This window comes from Schleiferilactobacillus shenzhenensis LY-73 (assembly GCF_000469325.1).
Classification (GTDB): domain Bacteria; phylum Bacillota; class Bacilli; order Lactobacillales; family Lactobacillaceae; genus Schleiferilactobacillus; species Schleiferilactobacillus shenzhenensis.
The window spans coordinates 14,478-30,076 of the sequence record NZ_KI271610.1; the positions used below are offsets into that span (position 1 = coordinate 14,478).

The 15,599-nt window shown below is 54.5% G+C and carries 11 protein-coding genes; 6 read left to right on the forward strand and 5 right to left on the reverse strand.

Annotated elements, in window-relative coordinates; translation table 11 throughout:
- Position 1: 1 nt before the first annotated feature.
- On the forward strand, positions 2-2,497 hold the full coding sequence (locus L248_RS13540) for a DUF5695 domain-containing protein (RefSeq protein ID WP_022530830.1): 2,496 nt from the start codon (positions 2-4) through the stop codon (positions 2,495-2,497).
- A 173-nt stretch (positions 2,498-2,670) separates the two neighbouring features.
- On the opposite strand, the gene L248_RS13545 is transcribed toward L248_RS13540, so the two are convergent.
- Positions 2,671-3,159 carry a MerR family transcriptional regulator gene (locus L248_RS13545; RefSeq protein ID WP_040536913.1) on the reverse strand — a complete coding sequence of 163 codons (489 nt, stop codon included), beginning with the start codon at positions 3,157-3,159 and terminating at the stop codon, positions 2,671-2,673.
- Between the two features lie 82 nt (positions 3,160-3,241).
- Here L248_RS13545 and L248_RS13550 point away from each other — a divergent pair, with 82 nt between their 5' ends.
- Positions 3,242-4,084 carry an oxidoreductase gene (locus tag L248_RS13550; protein ID WP_022530832.1) on the forward strand — a complete coding sequence of 281 codons (843 nt, stop codon included), beginning with the start codon at positions 3,242-3,244 and terminating at the stop codon, positions 4,082-4,084.
- Between the two features lie 56 nt (positions 4,085-4,140).
- On the opposite strand, the gene L248_RS13555 is transcribed toward L248_RS13550, so the two are convergent.
- Genes L248_RS13555 through L248_RS13565 form a run of 3 tightly spaced genes read right to left on the reverse strand, consistent with a single transcriptional unit; the run spans position 4,141 to position 5,967 of the window.
- Positions 4,141-4,704, reverse strand: coding sequence for a sugar O-acetyltransferase (locus tag L248_RS13555; RefSeq protein ID WP_022530833.1), 564 nt, complete (start codon positions 4,702-4,704; stop codon positions 4,141-4,143).
- 59 nt (positions 4,705-4,763) lie between these two features.
- Positions 4,764-4,985, reverse strand: coding sequence for a hypothetical protein (locus tag L248_RS13560; protein WP_022530834.1), 222 nt, complete (start codon positions 4,983-4,985; stop codon positions 4,764-4,766).
- Positions 4,986-5,013: 28 nt separating this feature from the next.
- Positions 5,014-5,967: an AraC family transcriptional regulator gene (locus L248_RS13565; protein ID WP_040536914.1), complete on the reverse strand. Its 954-nt coding sequence runs from the start codon at positions 5,965-5,967 to the stop codon at positions 5,014-5,016.
- Positions 5,968-6,372: 405 nt separating this feature from the next.
- Here L248_RS13565 and L248_RS13570 point away from each other — a divergent pair, with 405 nt between their 5' ends.
- Both L248_RS13570 and L248_RS13575 read left to right on the forward strand, forming a co-directional pair.
- On the forward strand, positions 6,373-7,758 hold the full coding sequence (locus L248_RS13570; RefSeq protein WP_040536916.1) for a glycoside-pentoside-hexuronide (GPH):cation symporter: 1,386 nt from the start codon (positions 6,373-6,375) through the stop codon (positions 7,756-7,758).
- 41 nt (positions 7,759-7,799) lie between these two features.
- Positions 7,800-9,767, forward strand: a complete 1,968-nt coding sequence (locus L248_RS13575; protein ID WP_040536918.1) for a glycoside hydrolase family 127 protein — start codon at positions 7,800-7,802, stop codon at positions 9,765-9,767.
- A 129-nt stretch (positions 9,768-9,896) separates the two neighbouring features.
- Here the strand turns inward: L248_RS13575 and L248_RS13580 are convergent, their stop codons facing one another.
- Positions 9,897-11,672 (reverse strand): oleate hydratase, encoded by a 1,776-nt coding sequence (locus L248_RS13580; RefSeq protein ID WP_022530838.1) that lies wholly within the window; start codon positions 11,670-11,672, stop codon positions 9,897-9,899.
- A gap of 418 nt (positions 11,673-12,090) precedes the next feature.
- Between L248_RS13580 and L248_RS13585 the strand changes: the two genes are divergently transcribed.
- Positions 12,091-13,200, forward strand: a complete 1,110-nt coding sequence (locus tag L248_RS13585; RefSeq protein ID WP_040536920.1) for an AAA family ATPase — start codon at positions 12,091-12,093, stop codon at positions 13,198-13,200.
- Positions 13,187-15,511 (forward strand): S8 family peptidase, encoded by a 2,325-nt coding sequence (locus L248_RS13590; RefSeq protein WP_022530840.1) that lies wholly within the window; start codon positions 13,187-13,189, stop codon positions 15,509-15,511. The genes L248_RS13585 and L248_RS13590 overlap by 14 nt, the downstream gene beginning before the upstream one ends.
- The last annotated feature ends 88 nt before the right edge of the window (positions 15,512-15,599 follow it).

Genomic DNA, 15,599 nt, shown 5'->3' on the forward strand with positions numbered 1-15,599 from the left:
AGTGACGCAAGCGTCTGGACATTTTGAATTAGCGCCCTTGATTGCGGGCAGTGCACTGCTCAAAGCCTGCCGGTTCGTCCCCGCGACAGGGTCGGCGTTCGACTTCGGTACGAGTTTAGTTGAGAAGCCACGCACGGGCAAAGCGTATTATCAGTTGGGGGACGTTGAGCTCGCCTTGCGGGCCGGTGCCGATGATGACTGGCATTTCTTCAATACCAAAGACGACCAGTCCCTCGCTGGCAGCCCCCTGAAAGTCGATCGGCACTGGGCAGCTGCCGGTGCCGGGGCAACGTTCACAGTAACGCTGCGCAACCCCACCGATATGGCGTACGAAGTCGGCGGCCTGGGGACGGCCATGATCTTCAACCAAGTCTTCAGCGGCAAAACGCTGGATGAGAGTCACACCCAGTGCGTCTTCATTGACCCGTATATGGGTCTGGATGCCGGGTACCTGCAGGTCGTTCGCTTGAACGGCGAAGGCCCGACGCTGCTGGTTACGCCCGGCGACCAGACACCGTTCACAGCATACCGGCCGCTGCTCGATGACGCCACCCCCCGGGGCGTCGACTTCGAGGGTTTCTACGAGTGGACTGTTCTGGATAAAGCGTGGGCTGAGACGGATTGGGAGGGCAAGACCCAGTGGAACGAACCGGCGGCCATGACGTTAGCCCCAGGGGATAGCCGGACATTTACTTGGCAATTCTCCACGTGTCCCAGTCCGCGGGCGATTCCGGACGCACTGCAAGCGGCAGGTTTGCCGGTGGCAGATTCCTTGCCCGGTTATGTGCTGCGCGGTGACGAGTCGGCGGCCTTGCGGCTGACCAGCCCGGCCGCGGTGCAAGAGATCACCGCCACGCCCGCGGGGGCCTTAACGGCCACCGCGGATCCCCAGCGCCAGCAATGGCAGATCCAGCACCGTCCCGGGTTCAAGGGAAACGCCCGCTTGACGGTGCTGTACGCCGATGGCCGCCACCAGTCACTCCATTACCGGGTGACGATGACCGCGGCAGAAAGTGTGCGGCGCTTGGCGGACTTCCACGTCCAGCACCAGTGGTTGGACCAGCCGGACGCCTTCAATCGCCAGCATGCGTTCATGCCCTTTGACCGGGAGACCGGCCGGATGGTCACTGATGCCAAGCGGCTCGCCTTTGTTTCCGGTGTATCCGACGAAGTCGGGGCAGGGCCAAACCTGCTCATGGCGATGAAGAACTTGTTAATGCCCGACCGCCAGCAAGTCGAGATGCTTCAAGAATATGTGGATGATGTGCTGTGGGGCCACCTGCAGAATGCAGATTATAGTATCCGAGCCTCGCTTTTCTACACCTCGGAAGAAGAATCGAAGAAGAACTGGGGCAGCTGGGATCAGCGGCGGTCCGAGACGACGTGGCGGGCCTATAATTACATTCACCAAGCGGTCATCTATTGGGTGCTCTATCGCCTGGCCCGGAACTATCCCAATCTGGTCAGTCACCACCAGTGGGATTGGTACTTGCGCCACGCCTATGAGACGGTGCTGGCCATGCATCGCTTCTGCGGTAAGGACGACCCCATGGACTTGGAGCAGTTCGGCCTGATGGTCGGCAGCGCCCACCTGTGGATGCTGCGCGACTTGGAGAATGAAGGTTGGCACGATGAGGCCCAGCGGTTCACGGATTATATGCACCAGCGCTACGAGATCTGGGCCGGGCTGAAGTATCCTTACGGCAGTGAGATGCCCTGGGATTCCACTGGCCAAGAAGAAGTCTATATGTGGTGCGATTACTTCAATGACCGGCCCAAGGCGGTGCAGACCGTGCAAGCGATCGAGGCGTATACGCCGCACGTGCCGCACTGGGGCTACGATGGCGACAGCCGCCGCTACTTCGATTCGATGGTCTACGGCAAGTGGGAGAAAGTGGCCCGGGAATTCGGCCACTATGGCTCCAGCCTGAACGCCATCCCCCTGCTGCACGAGTATCTGCACCATGATCCGACTGACTTGGCTTTGCTGCAATTGGGTTACGCCGCCTCGACCAGTGCGCTGTTCGACATCGACAGCGACGGCTTCGGATCGATGGCCTACTTGGCCGATCCGGCGATTCAGGCGTTCGAGCCGTGGACCGGGGACTATGGCCAAGCCTTCTACGGCTATGCCCACGATGCCGGCCAATACGTGTTCTACGACAAACAACGCGGCTGGCTCAGCTTCGGCGGTAAAACCAGCGACGCGGGACAGCGGATCACGCTGACCCCGACCGATGCCTTCCACCGGCGGGTGTTCGTACACGGGGCCCGCGGGGACTGGTCGCTGATCAGTGAAACCACACCGATTCGCCAGGTGACGCTGGACGCGGTGGCCAAAAAGGTGACGGTGCAGCTAGCCACGGCAGAGGTGCTGCCATATCAGCTGCGGCTGCGGACAAGCACCAATCTGAGCCCCGCCAGCCTGACCGATACGGTGCGGGGGGCGTATGCCTTCCCAGCGAATACAAAACAAGTGGTGTTCGACCTGGACTGATAACGGTGCCGGCGAAGCATCGTAATGGACCATGAGGCGGCAGCGCAAAGCGCAACACCGACAAACGAGGTTGAAGCAAAATCAACGAACTGACCGCAAACCATGCGGTGGGACGTTGAAAATTGCCTCAGCCTCGTTTTGTGATGCTCTTCTTTCACGGCTTGGCCAGCTAGTTACGCGTCATCTTGGGCCAAATCGATCAGGTCCCGCAGGTTTTGACAGTGGGCCAGTTCCTTTTGATAAATGGCCTTCGTCTGGGGGTCCACTTCGTTCGTTCCTGGGGCGAAGTGGATCTTCTCTGTGCCGGCTTCCACCGACGTTTTGTAGTACCACTTCTTGTATCGCAGAAAATCAAGCTGGGCCTGGGTTTCCCGCAGCTTATCCTGCAGCATTTGCTCTTCTTTGTCGAGGTAAGCGTAGCGTTCATGCAGGGTGCTGTCCCCGGCCATGCAAAGCTGAACGAAGTGGCCGATATCCTTCACCGGCACGCCGCTTTTCTTCAAGCAGTCGATGACTTCAATGAAGTTCAGGTCATTCTTCGAAAATTGGCGCCGGCCGGCCTTGTCCCGGGCGACAAAGGGCAGCAGGCCTTGGCGGTCATAGAAGCGCAGGGCAGACGGATTGATGCCCATCATCGTGGCGACATCGCCGATTGAATACATGGTTAATTCCTCCATTTCAGGTGTTGACTTAAACCACAGTTTAAGTCGTAGCATAGGGAATATCAAGAAAGGATGGATTTCAATGGCAAATACCACATGGTTCATTACCGGGACGTCCACCGGGTTTGGTCACGCTTTGGCAGAATACGTTGCCCAGCAAGACGGCGTGAATCTCGTCGCCACGGCGCGGCACACCAATCAGCTCGGTTACTTAGATCAATATGATCACGGGCAGATCCTCAGGCAGACGCTGGACGTCACTGATCGCCATGAGATCAGCACGGCGGTCGCCGCGGCCAAGGACAAGTTCGGCGGTATCGATGTCCTGATCAACAACGCCGGCATTGGTTACTTCGGCACGTTTGAAGAAAGCGACCGGGATGCCGTGGCGTATATGTTCGCCGTCAATGTCTGGGGTCTGGTCGACACGACCCGGGCGGTCTTGCCCCTCATGCGTGCCCAGCATTCCGGCACCATCGTGAACTTCAGTTCCATCGGCGGTCTGTATTCCTTCCCGACACTGTCCTTCTATCACGGCAGCAAGTACGCCGTGGAAGGAATCAGTGAGTCGCTGGCGAAGGAAGTCGGGGACTTGGGTATCAAGGTGATGATCATTGAGCCCAGCGGCTTCCGTACGGACTGGGCCGGCCGGTCTTCCCAGAAGAAGCTGCCGACGATTCCTGACTATCAGAAATTTGCTGACAATATCGAAGGCAGTGCTAAGGGCGCACACCATGAAGCTGGTGATCCCCACAAAGCGGCACAGATCATCTTTGACCAAGTGACCAACCATCGGGAGACACTGCCGCTGCGGCTGCCTTTAGGTAAGTTTGCCAGCGACATGGCCATTGATAAATACACCAAAGAATTGGCCCACTTCAAGGCGGTGCGGGACCTGTCCGCATCGGCTGATCAGCCGCAATAACGGCTATCATAAAAGGCGGTTTGGCTGGACTTCCTGTCCGGTCAAACCGCCTTTTATTATTCCACTGCCAATTTCTTGATGGGTTTCGCCGGCACACCGGCGACCAAGGTGTTATCGGGCACGTCCTTGGTCACCACGGCTCCCGCGCCGACGACCACGTTGTTGCCGATGGTCACGCCGGGCAGAATCGTCACACTGCCGCCGATCCACACATCATTGCCAATCGTCACTGGCGACCCTTTCCCTAAGTATTGGCGCCGCCCCTTGGCGGTCATCGGGTGGTTCACCGTATAGATTCCCGTGTTGGGCCCAATCATGACGTGGTTGCCGATCGTGACCGGCGCAATATCCAAGATGATCAAGTTGTAATTCGTCAAAAAATCATCACCGACGTGAATGTTCTTGCCGTAATCGCAGTTGAAGGTGGCTTGGACAGAAATGTTCTTCCCGTAGGAGCCAAAAATTTCCTTGATTTTCGCGGTCTGAGCGTCGGGGTCGGTGGCCGGAATGGCGTTAAATTCTTGACACAGCTTAGCGGCCCGAGCTTTGCGGGCCGCGACGGCGGGGTCCAAGAAGTAGTACCATTCGCCGTCTTCGAGTTTTTGCAGTTCAGTTTTCATACGTGGTCACTCCTTTAAGAGAAGCGTACCACTTGAACCAAGGTTTAAGTCAACCTGCATTAGCGTCGTGCGGCGGAGTCTCCACTGTCCCGTTCGGCAAATTTCTTCGTTACGGCGAAACTTAAATAGATGGCAATGATCAAAGCTCCGGCAATCAGAATGGTGGTCGTGTCGCGGGGCAGCGTCTTTTTGTATACCGCCCAAATGAGGGCCAGGAGGCCGATTTGGAGGAGCCAGGAGATGGGCGATTGACCGCCGATGGGTTTGATGAGGATTTTCATATTCAGTAGGCACCTTTCTTAACGTGACTTATTCGGGAATATCGCCATTCTCGGGAATGTAATTGATGGTGTCCGCGATTCGCTTGGGAATGGGGATCTGGGGATCGACATGGGGGTTATTCAGATGGATCCGACTGTTGGCGGTGCGGTATTCCGACGGCGAGAGGCCGGTGGCGGCCTTGAAGTGGCGCATGAAGACTTTGGGGTCGTTGAAGTAGGCGGCCTGGGCCACTTCTTTGATGGCCAGTTCGGTGTGGACCAGGAGGACTTGGGCGACCTCAATCTTCAAGTGATTGAGATACTGCAACGTCGTCATCCCGGTATTCTCCTTGAACAACCGGGTGAGATAATCTGCATTCAAGTGGACTGCCTGGGCAATATCCGCTACGGTCAGGGTGCTGGAGATATTGGCTCGAATCCATTCCCGCAGGTAATTCATCCGATCGTTCACCGAGGCTTGGTGGGCGTTGGCGTAGCTTTTGAACAGTTCGACCAGCAGCGCAGAGGTGAGAAAATCCCGCTCGTCCACGCTGGCCTTGGTGGTTTGCGGCAGGCGTTCGGCCAAGATCTCGTGGAGGCGGACGACCAGCCGCTGATCATCAGGTGCCGGGAACTGCATGGGCAACACAATTTGCGGGCTGGCCGTATCGGCTACCGGCAAAGCTTCACCAAAGTCGCTGCCCGCTTGGAAAGGGACTTCTTCTTGCTGACTAAAGAAATGCAACCAGAAGAAATCAACGGGGTCTGTACTTTGGCGTGCCCCGACCACTTTGGTGAACGGCGGCACAATGAAGACATCATGCGCCTGGATAGCGTGTTCACGCTCACCCACCAGCAAGTAGAACGGTCCTTTTAAACAGTAGATCAATTCATAGTCGCCCTTATGGTACACGGCCCGGTGCTGCCAGGGATCGGGAGTGCTGAATTCGCCGCCCTTATAAAACAGAACGGGCCGGGTGAGGTGAAAGGGAAAGTACTGCATCAGTGTGACCTGCTTTCTAAACTGCGTCAATCGCTGTAGACCACATGTCGGAAATCGCTACCAAATATGAGAAAACTGGTTCCTGAGACGTATCGGAAACCGTCACCATATGTCGAAAACGCTGATTTGACGCAATTGTTTTTCTAACCTTGTCGGAAATGAACACCACATTGCGTATTATAGACCTTTTCGGATATTCTGCAATCGCTTACGATATAAAACGTAAAGAAAGGGGTTACGGCTTGGGCTTCGCCCGGCGCCTTTGCGGGCAAGAGTGTCCCGCGGAGCACTGACACTGACGCGATGTACGATTGTTTTTTCCCGCAGTCAAGCGTAACGGCAGTATTCGAGGAACAACCGCAACCCTGCCATTATTCCAAAAAAATTGTTGAAGGAGTCCTTATCATGGAAACAACCCGTGATCATGTCGGCACCGTGGCAACTGTCGAGAATGACGATCACTTGCCTCTGCACCGCAAAATTACATATGCCTTCACGGATATGTCCGGGAACTTGCTCTACTGTATTATCTCTGGCTATCTGCTTTATTTCTTCACTGAGGTCTTCGGACTGTCGGTGGGGGTCGCCGGGACTTTGCTGCTGGTCGCCCGCTTCTTCGATGCGTTAGATGCACCGATTTGGGGCATTATCATTGATCACACCCATAGTAAGTATGGGAAGAGCCGGCCTTGGTTCTTGTGGATGGCCTTACCGTTTACCCTGTTCGTCTGGCTGCTCTTCACGACACCGAATCTGTCCGGCACGGCGAAGATTGTTTACGCCGGCGTGATGTACATCCTGGCCGGCATTTCTTACACGGGGATGTCCACGCCCATTACGGCCGTTCTGCCCAACCTGACCTCAGACCCGCAGGAGCGGACCGTGGCCAATTCCTTCCGGATGGTCGGCGGCAACATTGGTAACTTCTTCGCCGTCACCTTCATCCTGCCATTTGCCAACCTCTTGGGCGGGGCCGACAAGCAGAAAGGCTGGTCTCTGGCTGTAGGTATCTACGCGATTGTGGCCTTCATTCTGCTAGTCGTGGCTTTCCTGGACATGCGTGAAAAGAATATTGAGTCGACCAAGACGGTGACCATCAAGCAAAGCTTCAAGGCGGCCAAGGGTAACTGGCCATGGGTCCTGATCGTGCTGGCTAACGTCATTTACTGGGCGGCGTTGATGACCCGCAACTCTACCCTGGCGTATTACTTCCAATATAATATGAACAACCAGAGCCTCATTTCTCTCTTCAACGGCGTCTCCATTATCCAAGTCGTCGGTATGGCGACGATTCCCTTCCTGGTTAAGGCGACCAGTAAGTGGGCGGCCACGGTTATTGCCCTCAGTGTTGCGATTCTCGGGCAAGTAATTATGGGCATCAGCGGCGGCAACTTCGTCGTGTTGATGATCGGCTGGTGCCTGGCCTGCATCGGTTCCGGTTCGGCCTGCACGATGTTCTTCGCCATGGTGGGCGATACCGTTGACTTCGGCGAATGGAAGTCGGGTATCCGGGCGGCTGGCTTCTTGACCGCTATCGGCAGTTCCTTCTGCATCAAGATGGGTTCCGGCTTAGGCTCCTTCCTGCCGGCCCAGATCCTCAAGGCGTTCGGTTATGTGGCGGACAAGGCCCAGACCGCGACGGCCCTCAGCGGCATTTCCTTCTCCTTCCTGTGGCTGCCGGCCATCATCTTCGCCATCAACATCATTCCGATGGTGCTCTACCGCAAGTACGAGAAGCAGGAAGCCACGGTCCGCGCTGACCTGGCTAAGCGCCACGCCGCTGAAGCGTAATCGTTTAATAACTGAGAACCAGTGAGAAAGGATGTCGTATGATGCAAGTTATGACCCAACCGCAATTGAAAAAAGTGGAAATCACCTCTGCGTTCTGGAAACGGTACCGGGAACTGGTCGTCAAAGAAGTCTTACCTTACCAGTGGGACGTCATGAACGATCAGGCAGACATTAAGATTGCCGAAGATCCGCAGAACAATGGCCAAGACAAGAACTCTCATGCCGTGGCCAACCTGAAAATTGCCGCCGGCGAAATGAAGGGCCACCATTATGGCTTCCCCTTCCAGGATACGGATGTTTATAAGTGGCTGGAAGCCGCCGCCTACTCCTTTAGCTATCACCCCAATCCCGATTTGAAAAAGATTACCGACAACCTGGTGGACTTGATTGCTAAGGCCCAAGAACCGGACGGCTACCTGTCTACTTTCTTCCAGATCGATGCCCCGGAGCGTAAGTTCAAGCGGCTGCAACAGTCCCATGAGCTGTACACCATGGGTCACTACATTGAAGCGGGTGTGGCGTATTACCAGGCCACGGGCAGTGAGAAGGCGTTGACCATTGCTAAAAAAATGGCGGATTGTATCGATGCCCACTTTGGCCTGAGCGAAGGGAAAATCCCTGGTTATGATGGCCACCCGGAAATTGAGCTGGCACTGTCCCGGCTCTATGAAGTGACCCATGAACAGAAGTATTTGGACCTCGCCCACTATTTCTTGAACCAGCGGGGGCAGAATCCGGACTTCTTTGAAAAACAGAACGAAGCCGATGGCATCGACCGCGACTTGATCCCGGGGATGCGCGACTTCCCGCGGAACTATTACCAAGCTGCTGAACCCATCAAGGACCAGCAGACCGCCGACGGGCATGCCGTGCGGGTCGTCTACCTGTGCACCGGCATGGCGTACGTTGCCCGCTTGACGGGGGACCAGGACTTGCTGGCAGCCTGCCACCGCTTTTGGAACGATATCGTGAAGCGGCGAATGTACATTACCGGCAACATCGGTTCCACCACGACCGGCGAAGCCTTCACTTATGATTACGACTTGCCCAACGACACGATGTACGGCGAGACCTGTGCGTCCGTCGGGATGTCTTTCTTCGCCCGGCAGATGCTGAACATTGAGGCGAAGGGTGAGTATGGCGATATTCTGGAGAAAGAACTGTTCAACGGGGCATTGAGCGGGATGTCTTTGGACGGCAAGCATTTCTTCTACGTCAATCCGCTGGAGGCCGATCCGGCGGCGACGAAGGGTAACCCGGGGAAGAGCCACGTGCTGACCCACCGGGCGGATTGGTTCGGCTGTGCATGCTGCCCGGCCAACTTGGCCCGACTGATTACCTCCGTGGACCACTACTTGTACAGCGTTCACGATGACACGATCCTTTCTCATCAATTCATTGCCAACGAAGCCTCATTCGCCGACGATGTGACCATTACCCAGGAGAACAACTTCCCGTGGGCGGGCGATATTCACTATACGATTGCCAATCCGCACACGCGCAGCTTCAAGCTGGGGCTGCGTATCCCGGGCTGGTCTGCCGGCAACTTCGCCGTACAAGTGAACGGCCAGGCGGAAGATGTTGCGGTGACCGACGGCTTCGTCTACTTCGCCATCGATGCGGCGGCGACGACTATTGACCTGAAGCTGGACATGAGCGTGCAGTTCATGCGGTCCAACAACCGGGTCCGGGCGGACGTTGGCCAAGTCGCGATCCAGCGCGGTCCGCTGGTTTATGCTGCAGAGCAAGCAGATAACGAAGCACCGCTATGGCTGTATCGGATCGACCGCAACGCCAAGACAGAAAGCCACTATGAGGCTGACCTGCTGAAGGGGGTCACGGTGGTTGAAGCGGCTGCCCACCGCGAGCCGGAAGACCCTGCTGATGCTGACCTGTATACGTCGGCTGCCGAAAAACCGGCGCAAGACACTCAGCTGACCCTGATCCCGTATTACGCATGGGCCAATCGTGAAGACGGTCAGATGCAAGTATGGTGCCGCCGCGGGTAATGACTGCCTGCCGGTGACTGCATGACGCAAAATAAATACCCCGTTTCGAGCGTTGCGCCCGGAACGGGGTATTTTGCTGGGGATGAACCTAGGTGGGGGATGTGCGTCAATCAGGGAACATGGCGGTGATTACAATAGTTTAGCATCCCGCAGCAGCTCTTCGATATAAGTCCCCTTGACCTTCTTCAAGGCCTGCTTGCCAATGACCCGGGTGATCAGGCTGGGGGCCTTGAGGTCCGTGATTTTCTTGCCGTCTTCTAGATAGTAAACGGACTTGAGCAGTTCGCGGGCGTCGAAGACGGAGGCGAAGACTTCCGGGACGCCGCGGTCCACGTTCATCAAAGTATAGACGGCTTCCATCGCGGTGCGGACGGAGTATTCCGTGGTGAAGACCGTGTCCCGGCCAGTGTCGGCAAAGTTGCCGATGAAGGCCAGGTTCTGGCTGCCAGCGGGGACGACCTTGGGCCGGTCACCGTCCGCCCGGGGCATGAAGTAGCTGGTGATGAACGGCATGTAGACGGGAATCGTGTGGGCGGACTGGGTCGCCAGGGCGACGATCTGGTCGGTGGGGACGCCCATATGGTACAGCCACTCTTCGGTGATCTCGGCACCGGTACATTCGGTGATCGGCTTCTTCACGAAGTCGCCGGGGACGTCGGAGTAGAGGGCATAGACCCAAGCGACGATCTCATTCTTCGGCTGCTTGGCAAAATGGGGCTGGCGGCTGACGACGAAGCTCATCTGCCAGGAGGAATCGCGCACGGAGACGGGGCCGCCGGTTACCAGCTGACCGGAATACGGATCTTTGTGGGTGATTTTTTGAATGTACTGGGGGATCTTGTCGTCCAGCAGAGTAGCGGTGGCGGATACGAACCAGGATTTCTCCGGGATTGTGTTATAAAACTTCTTGGGTCGGCCGAACGCCGGGTCTTGGGCGGCCAGATTTTCCCACAACTGCCAGCTGCCGCCCAAGTCTTTGGTCGGCTGGGCCGGGTGGTCCTGATCTCCATAAGTGGTACTTTCGGTGATACTGCCGTTGGTCACGAAGACATAATCCTGGGGCGTGAGGGCGATAGTTTCGGCTTCGCCGTTGCGGTGCAGCTGGATCGTCTGGGCGGTTTTCTGCCCGTTCTCTTCATCCACGATGATGTTGTCCACGGTTACGCTGTACTGGAAATCCACGCCCTGGTCCTGCAAGAACTGAACGGCCGGCAGGACGAGGGATTCATATTGGTTGTAGCGGGTGAACTTCAACGCGCTGAGGTCGGCAATACCGTCGATGTGGTGGATGAAGCGCATCAAGTAGCGGCGCATCTCCATGGCGGACTGCCAGGGCTCGAAGGCAAACATCGTCTTCCAGTACTCCCAGAAGTTGGAGTTGAAGAAATCTTCAGTGAAGACATCGCTGATCTTGACGTCTTGCAGCTTATCCTCGGGGGTCAGGCAGAGTTTGATGATCTCCGAATTTGCTTGGTCGGTCAAAGTCATCTTGAAATCATCCGGGACTTCCGTACCCTGCTTCCAGATGATGCGGGTCTGGGACTGGTTAGGGTCGTCCTTGTTCAGCCAGTAGAATTCGTCGAGGACGGAGGCGTTCGGGGTGGTCAGGGACGGAATGCTGCGGTACATGTCCCACAAACACTCGAAGTGGTTCTCCATCTCCCGCCCGCCGCGGACAACGAAGCCGCGGTTGGGCATGTCCAGGCCGTCCAGACTGCCGCCGGGGAGGGCCAGCTCCTCGAGAATGTGAATGTGGTCTCCGGGCATCTGCGCATCCCGCACCAAAAACGTGGCGGCGGCCAACGCCGCGAGACCAGAACCGACTAAGTAAGCCTGCTTGTCTTCAATCCCGGCCGGCTTGCGCGGGCGGGCGAAGGCCTCAAAGTTACCGTTGCTGTAATACATACATGTCACCGATCCTTCCTGAAATATTGACGTGAGATGACGGCAATTTTGGGCACGCGTCATCTTTCGAGGGTATTTTAACAGGAAAGCGTTTTGCCGGGGCAGTCCAAAGACTTCGTTTTAGGGCATTGCGGGTATATTGACCAAATTGTGTGAATAGGCCGTTTGCAGATTGACTCGGTGACATGCAGGTGTGAATACTTCCATGGTCAAAGCCAAGGATTTCATTCGCAAATGATTAGCCTATTACCTGCAAAGCGGATGAAGACATGGAAACGGAATGGCCATTTTCACTACCAGAAATAGCGTTTTTGGTAACGACATTTGATTTTTCAAAAACGGATATCGAATATCGAGGAACAATTTATTGATTTTACGGACGAGTAATGGTATTTTTAAAACCAAGGAGGGCGGATCCATGTACACTGAATTGCTGAAAATCATTGCTGGCGGATTAACGGGCAAACCTCAGCAGGTGAAGAACTATGCTCGCCGGATTGCCCAGGAGTATGTCGAAAACGGCGAATCGCGTATTGCTGATAAAATTACCCGGCTCTTGACAGAATCTGACACCCAAACGGCAACACTGGATGCTTTGACTGCTAAACCGTTTGATCAGGAGACCAGGCTCGCAACAGTGGATGTGACTGTTCCGCAAGAGTCTAATGAACGACTCTTTTTCGATGATCTCACTGAAATGCGGATTGGCGAGTTTATCAAAGCTTATCAAATGCGTAATGCACTCATGAAGAAAGGCATCGAAGCCAACAGTCGGTTATTGCTCTATGGGCCGCCCGGTACAGGGAAGACCTCGCTAGCCCGTTATGTCAGCGTACAGACTGGCTTACCGCTGGTCACGGCGCGATTGGATGCTTTAGTATCGTCACTGCTTGGAGATACAGCCAAGAATATCCGCCGTGTTTTTGAATATGCTGGGCAACAGCCCTGCGTTTTGTTTCTAGACGAGTTCGATGCCATTGCCAAGGTACGCGATGACAAAAATGAATTGGGCGAGTTGAAGCGGGTAGTCAATAGTTTGATACAAAACATTGACGGCTTTGACAACTCAAGCATTCTGATTGCGGCGACCAATCACGCACAGTTGTTGGATAACGCCATCTGGCGGCGCTTTGACACAACACTGGCCTTATCGTTGCCCAACGATCAAATTCGAGAAGAGCTGATTACCTATTTTGCCCAGGTAATGCCGAATAGCTTCATGGCAGATGGCCGGCGCCGGGCTGAGTTAGTGGGCCTATTCAAAGGAATGGCGCCAGCGGTGATTAAAAGCTTATTCAACAATGCGGCACGAAACTGCGTACTGGCTGGTGATGAGCAATTGGAATTTGGCAGCGTGGTGTTGCAGGCATACGTGCAACGCCATCCGGAAACTTTAGATGATAAGGCTGCAATTCAATATTTGCTTGCCCACGCAGTCACTCAGGCGGATACCGCTAAGCAGCTTAAGGTGTCCCTACGCAAGGTGCGCGAGGTAGCGCAGAAGGAGAGAAAACATGGCAAATCATAACGACTACCCCATTATTCGGTTTCAACCACGGGTTGGCGATGCTGGGCGGACTACAGGAGGCGGGGGAAATAAAGATCCCAAATGGGTCCTGACAGGGAAAGCACTGACAGAACGCAGTCAAACGCTGACGCAGGCGGTTGATGACGTCACTGAAGGTTGGGCGGCACACGATCAGGACGGCCTACCGCATGTGTTATCGGTACGATTTATTGACGAGGCTGTAGCCAAAACGCATCAACAAACAATTGCTGCGCTGTTTGCCGTGGGTAACAATAGTGGCCAAATTGGTGTTGACGGTACAAACAAGATGATGGTGAAAGTTGACGCAGTTGATCAGCTTATCCGTGTCAAGCAAGAATTACACGATACAGAGCGTAATCGCCAACCCATTTCTGCAATTACGGAGATCACACCATTCGTTCCAGAAGTACGTCCGCCGGCTCCAGGTATTCTGTACAAACTCAGCCCTATGCTGTATCGAGATCAGAAAGCTGATGAGCACGCATTACGGTACATCGAAGCTCAGCTGAAAAAAAAGCAGATTGATTACCACCAGGTCAAGTATGGTCCAACCTTACAGGTATTTGAGGTGGTCGATGCAACACCGGATGCACTTTCGTTTTTTAGAAAGTTGCCGATTAGGTTGTCTGAGCCGCTGGAGCGAGCAGTGCCACCCTTTTTTCGAAATGTAAATAATCATTTTGACCAGATTCAGCCCTTGTCGCCGGTGGACGGGGTTGATTATCCCGTGATTGGTTTACTAGATACGGGTGTTGAACAAAATCGATTTACCAAGGGCTGGGTAACCCGCACCACAGCGACAGCGTACGTTGATGCGGATCTCAATACGCAACATGGCACTTTTATTGCAACGCTGCTTTTGTATGGTGATCAAGCCAACCACACACAAGATGCTTCCTTAGAAGGATGCCGGATCATTGATGTGCCTGTTTTTCCTAAGCAAGGGGTGGACGGCCCAACTCTGCTTGACAATATTGAACGGGGAATCAAGGCCCATCCGCAGGTCCGCATTTGGAATTTGTCGATTAGCTTGACTGGAGTTATTCGGACAGATCGGTTTTCAGAGTTTGCAATGATGCTGGATGCCTTACAGGATCGGTACGGGGTCGTGATTTGCAAGTCAGCAGGAAATGATACCGGCTTTTACGCGGGGCATGCGGCCGGACCGCTGAATATTGGGGCGGAGGCATTACGGGCAGTCACCGTCGGCGCAATTGATCGGAATAGTGACTCTGTGGGATATTGCCGGCCATTCTACCCCGCCCCATATTCCCGCGTGGGTCGTGGACCAGCTGATACGATTAAGCCTGATCTGGTCCAGTTTGGCGGGGACGTATTTGCCAAGGTACAGGATCCGCGAATGCCCGCAGACTTTTCAGTGGTCGGTGAAACGGCTCTTGCTGATGAACTGACGACGACCACCAAAGTCGGAACAAGTTTTTCCACACCAAAAGTAGCCCGGGAGCTTGCTGAACTAGAAGTTCTGACCAATCATCAGTATACTTTACGGACCGTGAAGGCCCTCGCTATCCATTCCGCAAGCTATCAAGAAGTACCGGCTCTATCAACTGAGGAACGGGTGCAGAAGATGGGGTATGGTCGTCCTGAGAAGGCGATAGATATCATACAGGATACACGCTATTCAAGCACCTTGATTCTCGAAGGTGAACTAGCCAAAGGGCAACGAATCGATATGATGGAGTTTCCCTTTCCATCTGCGCTGATTCATGATGGTTTCTACTACGGCCAAATTCATCTTACTGTGGTGACAGATCCAATCCTGCGAGTTGGTGAAGATGCGATGTATTGCCAATCGGAACTGACTGTCCAATTTGGGACGTATACCAAGAAAAAAGAAAGCTCGTTGCACATGGCTCGATACAATCCTTTCGGCCGGGAAGGTGCAACCAACATTTTACGCCACGATTATTATTCGCAGAAAGCCATGGCGGAGAATGATCAATTTGTCGGTGAGCGCGTACTACTCGCATACGGTCAAAAATATTATCCAGTAAAGAAATTCTCCCTGGATCTTGCAGATCTTAAACCCGCCACCATACAACATGCCATGAGCAAAGATAACACGTGGTTCCTGTTTCTTGAGACACATTACCGCAATGAAGCCGAAAGTACAGAGCAATCGCTGAAGCTGCCATACAGCGTCGTTATCACGATCGAGGACCCAACCCAAACAACTGATGTATACGATAGCACAGTGAATCGGCTTAACGAACTCGACTTCATCCATGACACCTTACGCCAGAACAACGCAATTCGCCTGGAAAATTAAAACTGTCAAGGTCAAAAAAAGAAAACGGCAATCCATTCGCCCGCACTTGGCGAATGGATTGCCGTTTTATAGTGGAGCCTAACGGACT

Bases quoted from the DNA above. Each gene is read 5' to 3' on its own strand.
- L248_RS13545 (WP_040536913.1), bottom strand. From the start codon at position 3,159: ATGTATTCAATCGGCGATGTCGCCACGATGATGGGCATCAATCCGTCT.
- L248_RS13550 (WP_022530832.1), top strand. From the start codon at position 3,242: ATGGCAAATACCACATGGTTCATTACCGGGACGTCCACCGGGTTTGGT.
- L248_RS13555 (WP_022530833.1), bottom strand. From the start codon at position 4,704: ATGAAAACTGAACTGCAAAAACTCGAAGACGGCGAATGGTACTACTTC.
- L248_RS13560 (WP_022530834.1), bottom strand. From the start codon at position 4,985: ATGAAAATCCTCATCAAACCCATCGGCGGTCAATCGCCCATCTCCTGG.
- L248_RS13565 (WP_040536914.1), bottom strand. From the start codon at position 5,967: ATGCAGTACTTTCCCTTTCACCTCACCCGGCCCGTTCTGTTTTATAAG.
- L248_RS13570 (WP_040536916.1), top strand. From the start codon at position 6,373: ATGGAAACAACCCGTGATCATGTCGGCACCGTGGCAACTGTCGAGAAT.
- L248_RS13575 (WP_040536918.1), top strand. From the start codon at position 7,800: ATGCAAGTTATGACCCAACCGCAATTGAAAAAAGTGGAAATCACCTCT.
- L248_RS13580 (WP_022530838.1), bottom strand. From the start codon at position 11,672: ATGTATTACAGCAACGGTAACTTTGAGGCCTTCGCCCGCCCGCGCAAG.
- L248_RS13585 (WP_040536920.1), top strand. From the start codon at position 12,091: ATGTACACTGAATTGCTGAAAATCATTGCTGGCGGATTAACGGGCAAA.
- L248_RS13590 (WP_022530840.1), top strand. From the start codon at position 13,187: ATGGCAAATCATAACGACTACCCCATTATTCGGTTTCAACCACGGGTT.